This window comes from Nocardioides caricicola (assembly GCF_039541135.1).
GTDB classification, from domain to species: Bacteria; Actinomycetota; Actinomycetes; order Propionibacteriales; family Nocardioidaceae; genus Nocardioides; species Nocardioides caricicola.
The window spans coordinates 95,553-110,568 of record NZ_BAABFQ010000001.1; the positions used below are offsets into that span (position 1 = coordinate 95,553).

Here is a 15,016-nt window from a genome sequence, read left to right on the forward strand (position 1 = left end):
CGGGCTGAACAGTCAGTCAGCCGCCGCGAACCGCACGCCGTCCGGCGTCTCCTCGCGGGTCACCTGCCCGCGCGCGACCAGCAGCTCGAGGTGCGCCTTGGTCTCCATCGCGGCCATGCCCTGGCTGAACTCGTCGAGCTCGTCGTACGCCTTCTCGTGCCGGGTCCACCCGAGCGTGTGGGCGACGGTGAAGCCGGTGGCCGGCCCGTCGGCGAGCGCGGCGAGGCTGAGCTCGAGACGGCGGTCGTGGAACGCGAGCAGCTCGTCGACCCGCGCGTGCGAGGACGGGGCGACCGGGCCGTGCGCCGGCAGGACCTGCAGGTCGGGCAGCGCCCGCACCTTGGTCAGCGACGCCATGAAGTCGCCGAGCGGGTCCGGGGTCGGTGGCACCGTGAACCCGATCGACGGCGTGATCGTCGGGAGCACGTGGTCGCCCGCGAACAGCAGCCCCGCGTCCTTCTCCGCGAACACGTAGTGGCCGGGCGTGTGGCCCGGGGTGTGCACGGCGTCGATGGTCCGCGCCCCGACCGGGATCCGGACGTCGCCCTCCAGCCAGGTGTCGGGGTAGGTCCACATCGACATGTCCGGGGCCTCGGGCGCACCGGCCGCCCACAGCTCGGCGAGCTCGTGCGCGCCGGCGCTGCGGAGCACGTCGAGGAACGGGTTCTGGTCGAGGTCGGGGTCGTTGAGCAGGTCGAGCGCCGGCTCCTCGCCCCGGCCGAGCGCGACGTCCGCGCCGTACTCGTGACCGAGGACGGTCGCCAGCGTGAAGTGGTCGCGGTGCACGTGGGTGACGAGGAACCGCCTGATGTCACCGAACCCGTAGCCCACGTCCTTCAGGCAGCGCTCCAGCAGGTCGCGCGCGAGCTGGATCGACCAGCCGCCGTCGATCAGGGTGAGCCCGTCGTCGGTCTCGATGACGTAGACGTTGATGGCCTTGAGGCCGTCCATCGGCAGCGGCAGCGGGATCCGGTGGATGCCCTCGGCGACCTGCCACGCCCCCTCCTTGCTCCAGTGCTCCCCGGAGTCGGGCGAGACGGCGAAGGCGGTCGGGGTCGAGCTGCTCACGACTCGTGACCCTACGGGGCCACGTCGGGGAACCCGAGGTCCAGGGTGGGCTGCTGGATGCCGCCGTCGATCTCGATCAGCTTGCCGGTGACGTACTGCCCGGCCTTCGAGGCGAGGTAGAGCACGCCGGCCGCGATGTCCTCCGGCTCGCCGACCCGGCCCAGCGGGGTCTTGCCCTCGAGCTGGCCCATCAGCTCGGGCTGCCCGGCGACGAACTCCAGCGCGCTGGTGAGGATCGAGCCGACGTAGATGCCGTTGACGCGGATCCGCGGCGAGAGGTCCTGCGCCGCCATCTTGGTCCAGTGTGCGAGCGCGGCCTTGGCGGTGCCGTACGCGACGAACCCGCGGTCCGCTGTGCGTCCCATCATCGAGCTGATCGTGACGACGCTCTTCTGCTTGCCGTCGTCCTGCTGGAGCATCAACGGCACCGCGGCGCGGGTGAGTGCGTGCGCGGTCGCGACGTTGAAGCTGAACGCCTCGTTGAGGAAGCGCGGGCTCGTCTTCAGGAACTCCTTGGGGAACGTGCCGCCGACGTTGTTCACGACCGTGTCGATCCGGCCGAGCTCGTCGTACGCCGTCTGCGCGAGGCCGGCGACCGCGTCGAGGTCGCTGAGGTCGGCGGGGACGACGACGCAGCGGCGGCCGGTGGCGCGGACCTGCTCGGCGACCACCTCGAGCTGCTCCGCCGTCCGCGCGGAGATGAGCACGTCGGCGCCGGCCTCGGCGAGCGCGACGGCGGTGGCGGCGCCCAGGCCGCGGCCGGCGCCGGTGACGATCGCGACCTGGCCGTCGATCGAGAAGCGGTCGAGGATGCTCACGCGCTCACCAGTCCCTTGCCGGTGACCAGCGGCAGGTCGAGCGCGGTGACGAGTCCGCCCTTCGCGGCGACGACGGCCGGTACGGCGTTCACGATCCGCTGTGCGGTCACGATCATCCCGGAGACGTTGTGGTCGCCGTGCTCGCCGTGGTGCACGAAGTCGCACTGCATGAACGGCTCGCCCTTGATGACGATCCGGTAGCAGCCGTCGCCCTCCGGCGGGCTCGGCCACTCCGGAACCTGGGCGGGGTCGGTGCGGGTGATGTGCTCGACGATCACCCGCGGCACGCCGTTCACCTTGCCGATCAGCTCGAAGCGGACCGCGCCCATGGTGCCGGCCTTGACGTCGCCCGAGACGGACTCGGTGTCGCGCTCGGCCGGGCGCCGGTCGACCTTCTCCTCCAGCGGCTCGTCGAGGACGATGCCGAGGCCGGCCGCGATCTGCCGTACGACGCTCCCCCACGCCATGCTCAAGATGCCCGGCGCCCAGAGGAACCCGACCTCCTCCATCGGCCGGCCGAAGCCGAACAGGTCGCCCATGACGACGGGCTGGTAGTACGTCGAGTAGTCGCAGATCTCCATGACCCGGACCTCGTCGATGCGCTGGCTGAGGCTGGTCAGGCTGAGCGGGAGGACGTCGTTCGCGAAGCCGGGGTCGATGCCGTTGACGTGCAGGCTGGCGCCGGTGCGCTCGCCGGCGCGGGTGATCCGCTCCATCTGCTCGGGCGGCAGGATCTTCTCGGGCCACTGCAGCAGCACGGGGCCGCTCGAGGTCACGTTGACGCCCGCCTCCAGGAACCCGATCAGGTCCTCGATCGCCTCGAACACCCGGTCGTCGGTCATCGCGGTGTGCACGATCGCGTCCGGCTTCATGTCCAGGAGCCGCTGCTTGTCGGTGGTGGCCAGCACCCCCAGCTCGCGGCCGAGCTCGGCCAGCTCCCCGGCGTCCTTGCCGTCCTTGGCCGGGTTCGACACCCAGACGCCGACCAGCTCGAGGTCCGGGTGGGCATCGATGCCCGCGATGGCGTGCCTCCCCACCGTTCCCGTGGACCAGACGACGACCTTCAGTGGCTGCGACATGTGCGCAATCTAGAACATGTTCTAGTTGCTGGGAAGGGGTCGCCGCCGCTTGTAACGCGGGGTTAGACCCTCTAGGCACCCCGAAATTTCGGGTCACCAGTGGGTCTAACCCCGCGTTACAGCTGGATCGGCTCCGGCGTGATGACCGGGCAGCGGGTGCCGGAGTAGATGGTGGGCATGCAGCGGTTGCAGTGGATGCAGACCCCCGAGGCGGCGCGATCGGACTGCAGCCGGGAGACGAGGTCGGGCTCGCGGAGCAGGGCACGGCCCATCGCGACGAAGTCGAAGCCGTCGGCCATCGCCTGCTCCATCGTCGCGCGCTGGTTGATGCCGCCGAGCAGCATCAGCGGCATCGAGACCGCCTCGCGGATGCGCAGCGCCTTGTCGCGGAAGTACGCCTCCTCGAACGGGTACCGCTTCAGGAACCCGCGACCCATCGGGGTCTTCATGCCGAAGCGCACCAGGGGCGGCATGGTCGCGGCGAACTCCGCGACCGGCGCGTCGCCGCGGAAGAGGTACATCGGGTTCATCAGCGACGAGCCGCCGCTGAGCTGGAGTGCGTCCAGGGTGCCGTCGGCGTCGAGCATGGCGGCGTACTCCACGGCCTCGTCGGTCGTCACTCCGCCCTTGAAGCCGTCCGACACCGACACCTTCGCGGTGACGGCGACCGACGAGCCGACCTCGTCACGTACGGCGCGCGCGACCTGCCGACCGAGCTTGGCGCGGTTCTCCAGCGAGCCGCCCCACTCGTCCTTGCGGCGGTTGAGTCCCGGCGCGAGGAACGACGAGATCAGGTAGCTGTGCGCCATGTGCAGCTCGAGCACGTCGAACCCGGCGCGCACCAGCAGCCGGGCGGCGGCCACGTAGTCCTTCGTGATCCGGGCCAGGTCGGCCGACGTCGCGGAGCGGATCATCTGCATCGACAGCGGCGACGGCATCCGTGACGCCGACAGCGCGTGTACGCCGTTCGACCGGCCGTTGGCGACCGGGCCGGCGTGCCCGACCTGACCGGCGATCGCGGCGCCCGCGTCGTGGATCGCGTCAGCGAGCCGGGTCAGCCCGGCCAGGGAGTGCTCGCCGACCACGATCTGCTCGCGGTGCGTGCGCCCCTCGGGCGCGACCGCGAGGTAGGCGACGGTGGTGATGCCGACCCCGCCGCGGGCCGGCCCGAGGTGGTAGTCGATGAGCGCGTCGGTCACCTGCCCCTCGGGCGCGCGGCCCTCGAACGTGGCCGCCTTGACGGTCCGGTTGCGCAGCTGGACCGGCCCGAGGGTCGCGGGTGCGAAGACGTCGTTCACACCCCCGAATCTAGAACACGTTCTCGTTGGGCGACAGCCTCAGGCTCGGAGCCCGGCGAGGACGCGGTCGAGCTGGTGGCGCATGTCCGGAGCGCTGATGGGGCGGGTCCCGAGGATCAGCCGGTAGTAGAGCGGCGCGTAGACCAGCTCGACGATGTCGACGGGATCGACGTCCGCGCGCAGCTCGCCCGCGGCCTGCGCCTTCGCCAGCCGGTCGGCGCAGGCCTGCGTCCGCGGCTCGATCACCTGCCGCCGGATGTCCTCGGCGAGCTCGGGGTCGGACTGCGCGCCCGCGAGCAGCGCCTTGAACACCACGCCCCCGTCGGAGGCGAGGAACTCGGCCACCCCGGTGATCTGCCCGGCGAGGTCCGCGGCGATGTCGCCGGTGTCCGGGAAGTCGGACGTCTGCGCGGTCCGGGCGTTCAACGCCTCCAGGAGCACCGCCGCCTTCGACGGCCACCAGCGGTAGACCGTCTGCTTCCCGACGCCCGCCCGCGCGGCGATGCCCTCGACGGTGAGGCCGGCGTACCCCTTCTCGACGACCTCTTCCCACGTCGCCTCGAGGATCGCGAGGTGCGCCGAGGCGCTCCGGCGGCGCGGTTCCGGGGGCGTCATGGCCGCCACCTTAACGAACCGCACCGTCTCGTGATCGCGAATATTCAGTAGAGACGAACCGGACCGTCTCGTAAGATGACGGCGTGCCCGAAGACTCCGTCCCGTGCCGCGAGCACGACCCCGAGCTGTGGTTCGCCGACGCCCCGGAGGTCCTGGAGACCGCGAAGGCGCTCTGCGCGACCTGCCCGATCCAGCGCTCCTGCCTGGAGGGCGCGCTGCTGCGCCGCGAGCCGTGGGGCGTGTGGGGCGGCAGCCTCGTGCTCCAGGGCGTGGCGGTGGCCCGCAAGCGCCCGCGCGGACGACCGCGCAAGGACGCGGCCTGACCCACGCCCACCACCCGACCTCACTGAAGGACATCCAGCGTGCGCAAGCTCGTCTACTTCATCGCCTCGACCCTCGACGGCTTCGTCACGGACCCCGCCGGGAGCGACCCCTCCGGGCCTGGCGGGTACTGGCCGATCGGCGACGACTACCTGCACCACCTGGTGGCGCACTACCCCGAGACCCTGCCCGGTCCGGCCCGGCAGGCGCTCGGGATCACCGACGAGGGATCGTGCTTCGACACCGCACTCGAGGGGCGGCGCAGCTACGAGATCGGACTGGCTGCCGGCGTCACCGACGCCTATCCACACCTGCGGCACATCGTGTTCTCCCGCACCCTGACGCCACCGGACCCGGCCGTCATCGTGGAAGCAGACCCGGTGACGACGGTACGCCGGCTCAAGGAGGAGGCAGGCAAGGATCTGTGGCTGGTCGGAGGCGGTGAGATCGCCGGCGCACTGCGCCACGAGATCGACCGGGTGGTCGTGAAGCTCGCACCCCTCACCCTCGGCGCCGGGCTCCCCCTGCTCGGCCGGACCGCAGGCTTCGACCCGCAGCTCTGGGAGCTCACGGATCACACGGTCCTGGACAGCGGGACGCTGTTCCTCACCTACGACCGGTCGTCCGCCTGAACCTCGGCAGCCTTCTGCCGCCGCAGCCAGAGCAGCCCGGCGATCGGCAGCGCGAGCGGGACGAAGCCGTAGCCGATGCCGAAGTCGGACCACACCGACGGCTCCGGGAACCACTCGTCCTTCACCAGCGACAGGACGCCGACGATCAGCACGCCGGCGAGCTCGACCCAGAGCATCACGCTGGCGAACGCCGTCCGGCCCTCCGACGCCGACCGGATCGCGTACCACCCCAGCGCATAGGTCACCGCCGCGACGAGCGAGAGCCAGTACGCGACCGGGGCGTCGTCGTACTGCGTGGTCAGCTGCACCAGGGCCCGAGCACCGGCGGCGAGGGTGAACAGCGCATAGAGCGCGAGCAGGACCTTGTGCGGCCCGGATCGCGGCGCGCTCACGCAGTCATCTCCAGCCGGACGACGAGCACCCCGACCGCGATCGCCGCGACGGCGACCACCGCCGAGGACCACACGGCCCGGTCGCCCTCGATCGACTTCATCGCGATCGGCAGCACGCACACCGACGCCAGCAGGTAGCCGACGTACGTCGAGGTCGAGTCCGGTCCGTCGCCGGAGAACGCCGACAGGCCCGCCAGCGCGCGGAACCCCAGCAGCAGCTCGAGCATCCACACCATCTGGTCCAGCCAGCGCGGCCGCTCGCCACCGCGGACCGCGGCGACAGCGGCGAGCACGGCGACCAGGGCGGCGTACCCGACCACGATGTAGGTGATCTGGGTCGACACGCTCGGCATGGCAGCATCATCCGCCATGCACCCGGACCTGCTGGCAGCCACCCTCCGGGCGGCCGGCTGCGTGTTCGCCGAGGACGAGGCCGCGCTGCTGCTCCGGGAGGCGACGGACGCGGCCGCGCTCACGTCGATGGTGGAACGACGGGTCGCCGGGGAGCCGCTCGAGCAGGTGGTCGGGTTCGCGGAGTTCTGCGGCCTGCGGATCGCCGTCGCACCGGGCGTCTTCGTGCCTCGGCAGCGCTCGGCGGCGTTGGTGCGCCGGGCCGCGCGCGGCCTGCGGGCCGGCGACGTCGTGGTCGACCTCTGCTGCGGCACCGGCGCCCTCGGTGCCGCGCTCGCCAGCGCGGTCCCCGGGATCGACGTGCACGCCGCCGACGTCGATCCGGCCGCGGTCGCCTGCGCCCGGCGCAACCTCGAGCGCGTGCACGAGGGCGACCTGTACGACGCGCTCCCCCGCGACCTGTGCGGGCGGGTCGACGTGATCGTCGCGAACGCGCCGTACGTCCCGACCGCGGCGATCGCGACGATGCCGCCCGAGGCACGCGACCACGAGCACCGGGTTGCCCTCGACGGCGGCGCCGACGGACTGGACGTGCAGCGCCGGGTGATCGACGGGGCACCGGACTGGCTGGCCGACGGCGGGCGGCTGCTCGTGGAGTCGAGCGACCGCCAGGCCCCGGTGAGCGCTGCGCTGATGACCGCGGCCGGCCTGGACGCCGTGATCGACGGCCAGGCCGTGGTCGGGACCCGCACTACAGTGCGATCGTGAGCACCGGAGACCTCGCCTTCACGTGGTGGGGCCACGCGTCGGTGACCGTCGAGATCGACGGCGTCCGGGTGGCGATCGACCCGCTGTTCACCGACCGGCTCGCGCACCTGAGGCGGTACGCCGCCAGCCCGGCGGAGCACGCCTGGGACGCCGACGTCGTCGTGGTCTCGCACCTGCATGCCGACCACTTGCACCGGGGCTCGTTGAAGCGCTTCGCGAGCGACGTCCCCTTCGTGATTCCGAAGGGCGGCGAGCCGCTGCTCGCACGGCACCACCCCGAGCGGGTCCGCGGCGTCGTCCCCGGCGACGTGCTCGAGGTCGCCGGCGTGCGGATCACCGTGCTGCCGGCGACGCACGAGGGACGGCGCGGCCCGCAGTCGAAGGCCGTCGGGCCCGCGCTCGGGTTCCGCGTCGACGCCGGCGGGCGCTCGTTCTGGTTCCCGGGCGACACCGAGCTGCGCGAGGACATGGCCGATGTCGGCCCCGTCGACCTGGCGCTGGTGCCGATCGGCGGCTGGGGCCCAACGCTCGAGGACGGCCACATGGACCCCGTCGACGGGGCCCGCGCGGTCGGGCTGGTCGGCGCGACCACCGTCGTACCCGTGCACTGGGGCACGTTCTGGCCGGTGGGGATGCAGTCGCTCAAGCGCGCCAACCACGAGCTGCTGTTCCGCTCCCCCGGCCGTCGCTTCGTCGAGGCGATGGCGGGCGCGACGGCGACGGTGCTGCTCGCCGAGCACGGCCAGCGCGTCGAGCTGTAGCGCTCAGTCGAGCCGCAGCCGCGCGACCAGCGCATTGTGGTCGCTGTTGAGACCACCCAGGACCCAGTGCCCGAGGAACTCCATCCGGCCGTCCTCGTACGCCGCGCGGTTCGCCCAGACGTAGTCGATACGCCGACCGTTCTCCGGGAACGTCGGCAGCACCTCGCGGCCGAGGCGCTGGTACGACGACACCGCGACCCGGCCCATTGACCGCACCGGACCGCCCGGGGCCTGGTTGCGCGCGTCAGCGCCGGCGTCGAAGTTGAAGTCGCCGGTGGCGACGACCCACCGGCCGTCGGCCTGTCGCATCGTCTCGGCCAGCCGGGTCAGCTGCCGCCGGGCACGGGACGTGTTGATGGTGGGGGTCCAGTGGCCGGGCCGGTCGAGGTCCTCGATCGCCCACGGCAGGTGGGTGTTGAGCACGGTCAGCAGCCGCCCGGTCGCGCGGTGCTCCAGCGTCACGATCGCGACCTGCCGGTTCGGGAACGGGTAGCGACCTGCCTGGGGGCTGACGCCGCGGGCGACGTTGATCTGGCGGGCGGAGACGAGCCTGAAGTCCTTGCTGCGCCACGACACCGCGAGCTCGGTGGCCCGCTTGCCGACCGAGAAGGTCTGGGTGTCCCAGCCGCGCAGCCCGCGCAGGACGCCCGTGAACGGGTACGCCTCCTGCCAGCCGACCACGTCCACGCCGGAGTGCCGGGTGAGGGCGCGCGCGTCCGCGGCGGCCTGCGCGCTCGACAGCTGGCGGAACATGTTCATGCTCGCGACGCCGACCGTGACCGGCTTGAGCTGCACGGGCTTCAGCCCGGTGCTGGTCAGGCCGCCGCGCACCGGCGCCAGCACCTGTCGTCGTACCAGCTGCGGCTCCAGGAACCGCGGGCCCACGACGGAAGACGTAGCCGCGGCCAGCTCGGCCTCCGGGGTCGCGGTCTCGTGGTCGAGGAAGGGGGCGGCCAGCAGCCCGACGACGGTGACCAGGATCAGCAGCGGTGGCGGCCCTGCCCACGCCGACCGGTTCCGGGCAGGGGAGGGCGCGGCACGGCGTCCGAAACGGACCACGCGGCTTCCCCTCCGTGGGTCTGATGGGCTGAACGGTCACGCTAGCCTCAGAAGTCACGGGAGCCCCGGAGGCCACGCCCGTGTCCGGCGAATGGGTGCCGGATCACCCGTCGCCGCGGCAGGCGGCGACCGCGAGCCGGTCGACGAAGTCGTTCATCACGTGGCCGGAGTGACCCTTCACCCACGCGAACGCGACGTCGCCGCGCGCCGCGACCAGCTCCACGAACGGCTCCCAGAGGTCGCGGTTGGCGACCGGCTGCCGGGCGCTGTTGGTCCAGCCGCGGGCCAGCCAGCCCTGCCACCACGCGTCGCGGAAGCAGTTCACAACGTACGTCGAGTCGCTCACCACCAGCAGCGGCCCGTCGAGCGCGCGCACGGCCTCGTACGCCGCCCGGATCTCCATCCGCTGGTTCGTCGAGGCGGCCTCGCGGCCCGAGTGGTAGACCGACGTGTCGACGGCCCAGGCCCAGCCGCCCGGTCCCGGGTTGCCCGCGCAGGCGCCGTCGGTGAAGACCTCGCGAGCTCCGGCGGGGACGGGCATCGGCGGGCGCGGCGAGCGCTTGCGGGGAGGCACCGGAGCACCCTTCCACACGGGTACCGTCGCGCCATGACCGACCCGACCGCCCTGCTCGGAACCTGGTCGTTGACCCGGGTCGTCGACGACCGGCTGGCCGGCGAGCGGCGCGACGTGCGCGGCTCGGCGACGCTCCGGCTCGAGGCACCGGGCCGGGTGCGGTGGAGCGAGGAGGGCACGATGACGTGGGGCGGCCGGAGCGTCCCGGTCAGCCGGACGTTGTACGTCGTGTCCGACGGGGAGTCCTGGGACGTGCACTTCGAGGACGGGCGGCTCTTCCACCCCTGGGCGGTCGGCGCGTGGGTGGACCACCCGTGCGCGCCCGACCACTACCGCGGGCTCATCGAGGTCGGCGCGGGGCGCTGGAGCGTCGAGTGGCAGGCGCGGGGTCCCGAGAAGGACTACGTGATGCGGACCGAGCACGTCCGCGCCGAGGAGTCATGACTCCCCGGCGCGGACGAGAGGTGGGGCTCAGGCGGCCGCACGGACCGACGACCGCTCCGTGGTGACGAGCACGACCGGGCGGGACCGGGGCGTGCGGACGGTGTCGTAGGCGACCCGGGCGATGGTCGCGGTGGCCAGGCCGGCGGCGAGGCAGCCGAACACGAGCGCGGCGACGACGTACGGCGCGTAGGCGGACAGATCGAACATGGGGTGCTCCTTAGGTCGGGGTGTGGGGTGGGGTCAGACGAACGTGCGGTTGCGGAGCGCGAACAGCTCCGGGTGGTTGAAGCCCGCGAAGAGCTCGAGCTCCTCGCGGTCGAGGTGGTCGCCGCGCAGCCGGCGCAGCAGGCCGGCGTAACCGCTGTCGGCGGCCAGGGCGAGGACGAGCGTCTCGGCGCCGAACCGGTCGAGCCAGGACCACAGCGTGTGGGCGTCGATCTTCTGGCGGGCGATCCGGGCGAGGACGAAGTCGTGGTGGTGGGCGGGCAGCTCGTCGGCCAGGCGGCGCTCGACGTCGCCGAGGTTCACCAGGCCGGGGTGGCGGCTCACGTAGCGGCGGCGGCGCTCCTCCGAGCGGCGCCGGGTGCTCGGCGACGCGGTCGCGGTCGCCAGGAAGGCGATCGCGCCGGCGACGCTGACCGCGATGGCGGTCATCAGCATCAGGTTCATGGGTGGTCCTGTCGGTCTCGGGAAGCGGTACCTCCCTTCAGAGGGGCGTCGGGCCGGTTGCTCCGACAGACACACTCTGGGGCGACGTACTTGAGACCTGCTGGGGGCCGACTTGGGTCCCGACTGGGAGCGCGCTGGGACTTCCCGCAGACTGGAACAGGTTCTACTCTTGGACACGTGTCCAGTCGCTACGCCGGCCTGTCGCGCGCCGAGCTCGCCACCCTCGTGCCGGAGCTGTTGCTCATCGGTCAGCTCATCGACCGCTCCGGCATGGCCTGGTGCATCTCGGCCTGGGGCCGCGAGGAGATGGCCCAGATCGCGATCGAGGAGTGGGCCGGGGCGAGCCCGATCTACACCCGCCGGATGCAGCGGGCGCTGCGCTACGAGGGCACCGACGTCGTCACGATCTTCAAGGGGCTCCAGCTCGACATCGGCGCCCCACCGCAGTTCATGGACTTCCGGTACGACGTGCAGGACCCCTGGCACGGGACGTTCCACCTCGACCACTGCGGCGCCCTCATGGACGTCGAGCCGATGGGCGAGGACTACGTCCGCTCGATGTGCCACGACATCGAGGACCCGACGTTCGACGCGACCGCGGTCGCGACCAACCCCCGCGCCCAGGTGCGGCCGGTCCACCGCCCGCCGCGGACACCGGCCGACCGGCACCCGCACTGCGCGTGGACGGTGGTCATCGACGACGCCCACCCGCCGGTCGAGCCGCTCGCGCCGTACTACGTGATCGAGCAGACCCGCGCGGCCACGGTCGAGCTGGACCCGATCGACCCCGCCGACGAGGGCGCCGCGGACTACGCGGGACCGCTGCTCACCGACGTCGACTTCGGGGCGTTCTCCCACTCCGCGCTGGTGCGGATCGCCGACGAGGTGTGCCTGCAGATGCATCTGCTGAACCTGTCCTACGTGCACGCGGTCCGGCAGCGCGCGACCGACGAGGCGCAGGCGATCGAGATCGCCACCAAGCAGCTCACCGGCGTCGCCGGGATCGGTGCCGAGCGGATCCACCGGGCGTTGGACCTGCCGGCCACCGCGGCCGCGGCGATGCGGGTGCTCGAGCTGCACCCGCTGCTGAACCCCGCGGCGTACGTCACCGCGGGCGTCGAGGGCTTCTCGCTGAGCGTCACGCCGTCGCCCGCGGCCGAGGACGGCGCCTGGATCAGCCTGTGCGGGCCGGCGAGTCCGCGGCCGCTGCAGGCGATCGTGCAGGCGGTCGACCCGCACTTCGACGTCGAGGTCGACGACTACACCGAGGCCCCCGGCTGGACCGCCACGCTGGTCCGCCGCAGCGAGCCGGCGAAGGAGCTGCCCGAGGTCGCGGTCACCCGGTTCAGCACCGGTTCGTCGTTCGCGTTCGAGCCGCGGCGTTCCCTGCCCATCACCCCGGTCTGAGTCCCGGGTGAGCATCGGCGAGTTCGTCCACGACGAGACCCCCAGCAGCGAGATCGACCGGCTCGAGGCGCTCTACCGGCCGCTGGCCGACGCGGTGCGGGACCTGGTGGACGCCACGATCCGCACCACCGTCGACGACGCGACGATCCGGCGGACCCAGGCCGACGTGGAGGCGCTGGTGGCGCGGCTGCGCGCCCGGCAGCTCGACGGCCCGGCCGGCGTCCGCTTCAACTCCGAGGCCCGGGCGTGGAACTGGGGCAACGCCGTCGTCGGGCAGCGCAACGCCCTCGCTCCCCCGCTGCACCTCGTGCGCGACCCGGGCGGCCTCCTGCACGCCGACGTCGTGCTCGGTGCGGCGTACGAGGGACCGCCGGGGCTGGTGCACGGCGGCGTCGCCGCGCTGCTGCTGGACCACCTCATGGGCGAGACCGCGAGTGCCGGCCACAGCCGGGTGACGCTCACCGGCACGCTGACCATGCGCTACCGGCGCGGCACCCCGCTCGGCCCCCTGCGGCTCGAGGGCCGCATCGACCGGGAAGACGGCCGCAAGGTGTACGTCGTCGCCACCCTCGCCGACGCCGAGGGCGTCACGGTCGAGGCCGACGGGGTGTTCATCGTGCCGCGGTGGGCGTAGCTGTTCGCTCTGCAGGTTTCCCCGGCCCACCGGGGAAACCTGACGTTCTGGGGCGAAGTTTCGGCCGAGAAGGTCAGGTTCTGCCCGAACAGTGGCCTCAGGAGCCGCGGTTGGCCTTCGCGATGCTGTCCTCGACGACGGCGTTCATGCGCGACCCGTTGGGCCAGCCGTCGTAGTGGCAGGCGAGGATGACGAGCTCGCGCAGCGCCTCGGCGTCCAGCTCCTCGTTGGCGAGGGCCGCCGGGATCTGGATGGTGAGTACGTCGTTGGCGCGCTGGCCGACGAGCATCCCGATCAGGAAGAGGCGCCGGTCGCGCGTCGAGAGGCCGGGGCGCTGCCAGATGTCGCCGAACAGGTGCTCCGCGGTGTAGCGGAAGAAGTCACCCGTGCCATCGGTCATGTCGAAGCCGTAGACCTCTTCCATCTTCTCGAGGCCCTTGCGCCGCGCCTCCGGAAGATCGTCGAACTTACCCAAGGCCAAGCCCCTCCCTCAGACGCTCGAGCGACAGTCGCGCGAGCGGAACGTCCACACCCTGCTGGTCCGCGAGCTCGATCGCGAACGTCAGGTCCTTCTTGCCGAGCGCCCAGACGTGCTCGTAGACGCCCATCCAGAAGTCGCCCTCCTGGATGGGCGCGGCCGTGTCGCGCAGCATGATCGCGCCCGGCCCCCCGGTCACCTGGTCGGTGTGGCGCACGACCTTGCCGAGCTCGGCCACGTCGAGGCCGGCGGCCTCGGCCAGGCGCTGCGCCTCGGTCGCGGCGGTGAACGCCACGAAGTGCATGAGGTTGCGGGCCAGCTTGAACTTCGTGCCGGCGCCGATCGGGCCGGCGTGCGTGATGAGCGAGCCCATCGCCTCGAGCGCGGGCCGCGCCGCCGCGAACGCCTCGTCGCTGCCGCCCACCATGATCGCGAGCGTCCCGTCGGCGGCGCCCATCGCGCCTCCGCTGACCGGGGCGTCGACCACCTTGATGCCGTGCCGCGCCGCGGTGTCCGCGAGCTGCGCCGGCGTGGTGGGCGCGACCGTCGAGTGGATGACGACGGTCTGCCCGTCGCCGGCGACGCCGAGGATCTCGCCGAGCACCTCGCGGACCTGGTCGTCGTCGCGCACCATCACGCAGATGACATCGGAGCGGGTCGCCATGGCCGCGATGCTCGCGGCACCGCGGGCGCCGGCCTCCTCGAGCTCGGCGACCGGCTCGGGCATCACGTCGTACACCCACAGGTCGATGCCGTCGGCGGCGGCGAGCCGCAGCGCCATCGGCTTGCCGATGTTGCCGAGGCCGATGAAGCCGACCCTGGTCACGTCGGTCATGCGCGGAACGTCTGTCCGCCGTCGACGGCGATGATCTGCCCGGTCACCCACGCGGACTCGTCGGAGAGCAGGAACAGGCAGGCGCCGACCATGTCCTCGGGCTGCCCCATCCGCTTGAGCGCGAGGCCCTTCACCAGCTCCTTGGCGGCGTCGCCGGCCTGGGTGCGGGTGGCCTGCGTGTCGGTCGGGCCGGGGGCGATCGCGTTGACGCGGATCCTCATGCCGCCGAGCTCGTGGGCGAGCTGCTGGGTCAGGCCGTTCACGCCGACCTTGGCCAGGCCGTAGAAGCCGGAGTAGAGGTACGCCGCGGTGCTCGACTGGTTCACGATCGAGCCGCCGCCGCGCTTCTGGAGCTCGGGGTAGACCGCGCGGGTCATCACCAGGGCGCCGTCCATGTTCACCGACATGAACTTCCGGTAGTAGTCCCAGTCCACGCTGATCAGCAGGTCGAAGGCCATGTCGCCGTAGATCGCGGCGTTGTTGACCAGCCCGTCGATGCCGCCGAAGCGCTCCACGGTCGCCGCGACCAGCGCCGCCGCGTCCTCGTGCGAGGACACGTCGCAGCGCACGAACAGCCCGCCGATGTCGGCCGCGACCTTCTCGCCCGCCTCGACGTTGAGGTCGGCCACCACGACCGACGCACCCTCGGCGGCGAGCGCGCGTGCGTACGCCTCCCCGATGCCCTGCGCCGCACCCGTGACCACGACGACCTTGTTCTCGAACCTGCTGCTCATGTGTCTCCTCTGTCGAAACTCGGATAGTCCCTCACGTTCTGGTCGCCCCCACCGGCGTGTCGGCAGCCAAAACGTTAGG

The 15,016-nt window shown here is 72.1% G+C and carries 21 protein-coding genes; 7 read left to right on the forward strand and 14 right to left on the reverse strand.

Annotated elements, in window-relative coordinates:
• Positions 1-12: 12 nt before the first annotated feature.
• The 5 genes from ABD875_RS00500 to ABD875_RS00520 all read right to left on the reverse strand — a co-directional run bounded on the left by ABD875_RS00500 (position 13) and on the right by ABD875_RS00520 (position 4,878).
• Entirely contained in the window at positions 13-1,068 is a 1,056-nt protein-coding gene (locus tag ABD875_RS00500; protein WP_345170455.1) for an MBL fold metallo-hydrolase, read from the reverse strand.
• An 11-nt stretch (positions 1,069-1,079) separates the two neighbouring features.
• Entirely contained in the window at positions 1,080-1,886 is an 807-nt protein-coding gene (locus ABD875_RS00505; RefSeq protein WP_345170457.1) for an SDR family oxidoreductase, read from the reverse strand.
• Positions 1,883-2,965 carry an NAD(P)H-dependent amine dehydrogenase family protein gene (locus tag ABD875_RS00510; RefSeq protein WP_345170459.1) on the reverse strand — a complete coding sequence of 361 codons (1,083 nt, stop codon included), beginning with the start codon at positions 2,963-2,965 and terminating at the stop codon, positions 1,883-1,885. The genes ABD875_RS00505 and ABD875_RS00510 overlap by 4 nt, the downstream gene beginning before the upstream one ends.
• 116 nt (positions 2,966-3,081) lie before the next feature.
• Positions 3,082-4,263, reverse strand: coding sequence for an oxidoreductase (locus ABD875_RS00515; RefSeq protein ID WP_345170460.1), 1,182 nt, complete (start codon positions 4,261-4,263; stop codon positions 3,082-3,084).
• A gap of 39 nt (positions 4,264-4,302) precedes the next feature.
• Positions 4,303-4,878, reverse strand: a complete 576-nt coding sequence (locus tag ABD875_RS00520) for a TetR/AcrR family transcriptional regulator (RefSeq protein WP_345170462.1) — start codon at positions 4,876-4,878, stop codon at positions 4,303-4,305.
• Between the two features lie 83 nt (positions 4,879-4,961).
• Between ABD875_RS00520 and ABD875_RS00525 the strand changes: the two genes are divergently transcribed.
• Both ABD875_RS00525 and ABD875_RS00530 read left to right on the forward strand, forming a co-directional pair.
• Entirely contained in the window at positions 4,962-5,201 is a 240-nt protein-coding gene (locus tag ABD875_RS00525; RefSeq protein ID WP_345170463.1) for a WhiB family transcriptional regulator, read from the forward strand.
• Positions 5,202-5,240: 39 nt separating this feature from the next.
• Positions 5,241-5,831, forward strand: a complete 591-nt coding sequence (locus tag ABD875_RS00530) for a dihydrofolate reductase family protein (protein ID WP_345170465.1) — start codon at positions 5,241-5,243, stop codon at positions 5,829-5,831.
• Here the strand turns inward: ABD875_RS00530 and ABD875_RS00535 are convergent.
• Positions 5,810-6,223: a hypothetical protein gene (locus ABD875_RS00535; RefSeq protein ID WP_345170467.1), complete on the reverse strand. Its 414-nt coding sequence runs from the start codon at positions 6,221-6,223 to the stop codon at positions 5,810-5,812. The genes ABD875_RS00530 and ABD875_RS00535 overlap by 22 nt on opposite strands.
• On the reverse strand, positions 6,220-6,576 hold the full coding sequence (locus tag ABD875_RS00540; RefSeq protein ID WP_345170469.1) for a hypothetical protein: 357 nt from the start codon (positions 6,574-6,576) through the stop codon (positions 6,220-6,222). Before ABD875_RS00540 ends, ABD875_RS00535 begins: the two co-directional genes overlap by 4 nt.
• Here ABD875_RS00540 and ABD875_RS00545 point away from each other — a divergent pair.
• Positions 6,575-7,342 carry a putative protein N(5)-glutamine methyltransferase gene (locus tag ABD875_RS00545; protein ID WP_345170471.1) on the forward strand — a complete coding sequence of 256 codons (768 nt, stop codon included), beginning with the start codon at positions 6,575-6,577 and terminating at the stop codon, positions 7,340-7,342. The two genes, ABD875_RS00540 and ABD875_RS00545, sit on opposite strands and share 2 nt — an antisense overlap.
• Positions 7,339-8,103, forward strand: a complete 765-nt coding sequence (locus tag ABD875_RS00550; protein WP_345170473.1) for an MBL fold metallo-hydrolase — start codon at positions 7,339-7,341, stop codon at positions 8,101-8,103. The genes ABD875_RS00545 and ABD875_RS00550 overlap by 4 nt, the downstream gene beginning before the upstream one ends.
• A 3-nt stretch (positions 8,104-8,106) precedes the next feature.
• Here ABD875_RS00550 and ABD875_RS00555 read toward each other — a convergent pair whose 3' ends face one another.
• Positions 8,107-9,162 carry an endonuclease/exonuclease/phosphatase family protein gene (locus ABD875_RS00555; protein ID WP_345170475.1) on the reverse strand — a complete coding sequence of 352 codons (1,056 nt, stop codon included), beginning with the start codon at positions 9,160-9,162 and terminating at the stop codon, positions 8,107-8,109.
• A 103-nt stretch (positions 9,163-9,265) separates the two neighbouring features.
• On the reverse strand, positions 9,266-9,736 hold the full coding sequence (locus ABD875_RS00560) for a ribonuclease H family protein (RefSeq protein ID WP_345170477.1): 471 nt from the start codon (positions 9,734-9,736) through the stop codon (positions 9,266-9,268).
• Positions 9,737-9,769: 33 nt separating this feature from the next.
• Here ABD875_RS00560 and ABD875_RS00565 point away from each other — a divergent pair, with 33 nt between their 5' ends.
• Positions 9,770-10,180, forward strand: a complete 411-nt coding sequence (locus tag ABD875_RS00565; protein WP_345170479.1) for a DUF6314 family protein — start codon at positions 9,770-9,772, stop codon at positions 10,178-10,180.
• 27 nt (positions 10,181-10,207) lie between these two features.
• On the opposite strand, the gene ABD875_RS00570 is transcribed toward ABD875_RS00565, so the two are convergent.
• Together ABD875_RS00570 and ABD875_RS00575 are read right to left on the reverse strand one after the other, a co-directional pair.
• Positions 10,208-10,387: a hypothetical protein gene (locus ABD875_RS00570; protein WP_345170481.1), complete on the reverse strand. Its 180-nt coding sequence runs from the start codon at positions 10,385-10,387 to the stop codon at positions 10,208-10,210.
• A gap of 33 nt (positions 10,388-10,420) precedes the next feature.
• Positions 10,421-10,849: a hypothetical protein gene (locus tag ABD875_RS00575; RefSeq protein WP_345170483.1), complete on the reverse strand. Its 429-nt coding sequence runs from the start codon at positions 10,847-10,849 to the stop codon at positions 10,421-10,423.
• A 177-nt stretch (positions 10,850-11,026) separates the two neighbouring features.
• Here ABD875_RS00575 and ABD875_RS00580 point away from each other — a divergent pair, with 177 nt between their 5' ends.
• Complete coding sequence (locus ABD875_RS00580) at positions 11,027-12,256, forward strand: hypothetical protein (protein ID WP_345170484.1); 1,230 nt, start codon at positions 11,027-11,029, stop codon at positions 12,254-12,256.
• 7 nt (positions 12,257-12,263) lie between these two features.
• Positions 12,264-12,890, forward strand: a complete 627-nt coding sequence (locus tag ABD875_RS00585; protein ID WP_345170485.1) for a PaaI family thioesterase — start codon at positions 12,264-12,266, stop codon at positions 12,888-12,890.
• Between the two features lie 97 nt (positions 12,891-12,987).
• On the opposite strand, the gene ABD875_RS00590 is transcribed toward ABD875_RS00585, so the two are convergent.
• Genes ABD875_RS00590 through ABD875_RS00600 form a run of 3 tightly spaced genes read right to left on the reverse strand, consistent with a single transcriptional unit; the run spans position 12,988 to position 14,937 of the window.
• A complete protein-coding gene (locus tag ABD875_RS00590) occupies positions 12,988-13,365 on the reverse strand; it encodes a carboxymuconolactone decarboxylase family protein (protein WP_345170487.1) in 378 nt (125 codons plus the stop codon).
• On the reverse strand, positions 13,358-14,203 hold the full coding sequence (locus ABD875_RS00595) for an NAD(P)-dependent oxidoreductase (protein ID WP_345170489.1): 846 nt from the start codon (positions 14,201-14,203) through the stop codon (positions 13,358-13,360). Before ABD875_RS00595 ends, ABD875_RS00590 begins: the two co-directional genes overlap by 8 nt.
• Entirely contained in the window at positions 14,200-14,937 is a 738-nt protein-coding gene (locus tag ABD875_RS00600) for an SDR family oxidoreductase (RefSeq protein WP_345170491.1), read from the reverse strand. Before ABD875_RS00600 ends, ABD875_RS00595 begins: the two co-directional genes overlap by 4 nt.
• Positions 14,938-15,016: the final 79 nt, after the last annotated feature.

Bases quoted from the DNA above. Each gene is read 5' to 3' on its own strand.
- ABD875_RS00510 (WP_345170459.1), bottom strand. From the start codon at position 2,965: ATGTCGCAGCCACTGAAGGTCGTCGTCTGGTCCACGGGAACGGTGGGG.
- ABD875_RS00520 (WP_345170462.1), bottom strand. From the start codon at position 4,878: ATGACGCCCCCGGAACCGCGCCGCCGGAGCGCCTCGGCGCACCTCGCG.
- ABD875_RS00545 (WP_345170471.1), top strand. From the start codon at position 6,575: ATGGCAGCATCATCCGCCATGCACCCGGACCTGCTGGCAGCCACCCTC.
- ABD875_RS00540 (WP_345170469.1), bottom strand. From the start codon at position 6,576: ATGCCGAGCGTGTCGACCCAGATCACCTACATCGTGGTCGGGTACGCC.
- ABD875_RS00565 (WP_345170479.1), top strand. From the start codon at position 9,770: ATGACCGACCCGACCGCCCTGCTCGGAACCTGGTCGTTGACCCGGGTC.
- ABD875_RS00570 (WP_345170481.1), bottom strand. From the start codon at position 10,387: ATGTTCGATCTGTCCGCCTACGCGCCGTACGTCGTCGCCGCGCTCGTG.
- ABD875_RS00575 (WP_345170483.1), bottom strand. From the start codon at position 10,849: ATGAACCTGATGCTGATGACCGCCATCGCGGTCAGCGTCGCCGGCGCG.
- ABD875_RS00595 (WP_345170489.1), bottom strand. From the start codon at position 14,203: ATGACCGACGTGACCAGGGTCGGCTTCATCGGCCTCGGCAACATCGGC.
- ABD875_RS00600 (WP_345170491.1), bottom strand. From the start codon at position 14,937: ATGAGCAGCAGGTTCGAGAACAAGGTCGTCGTGGTCACGGGTGCGGCG.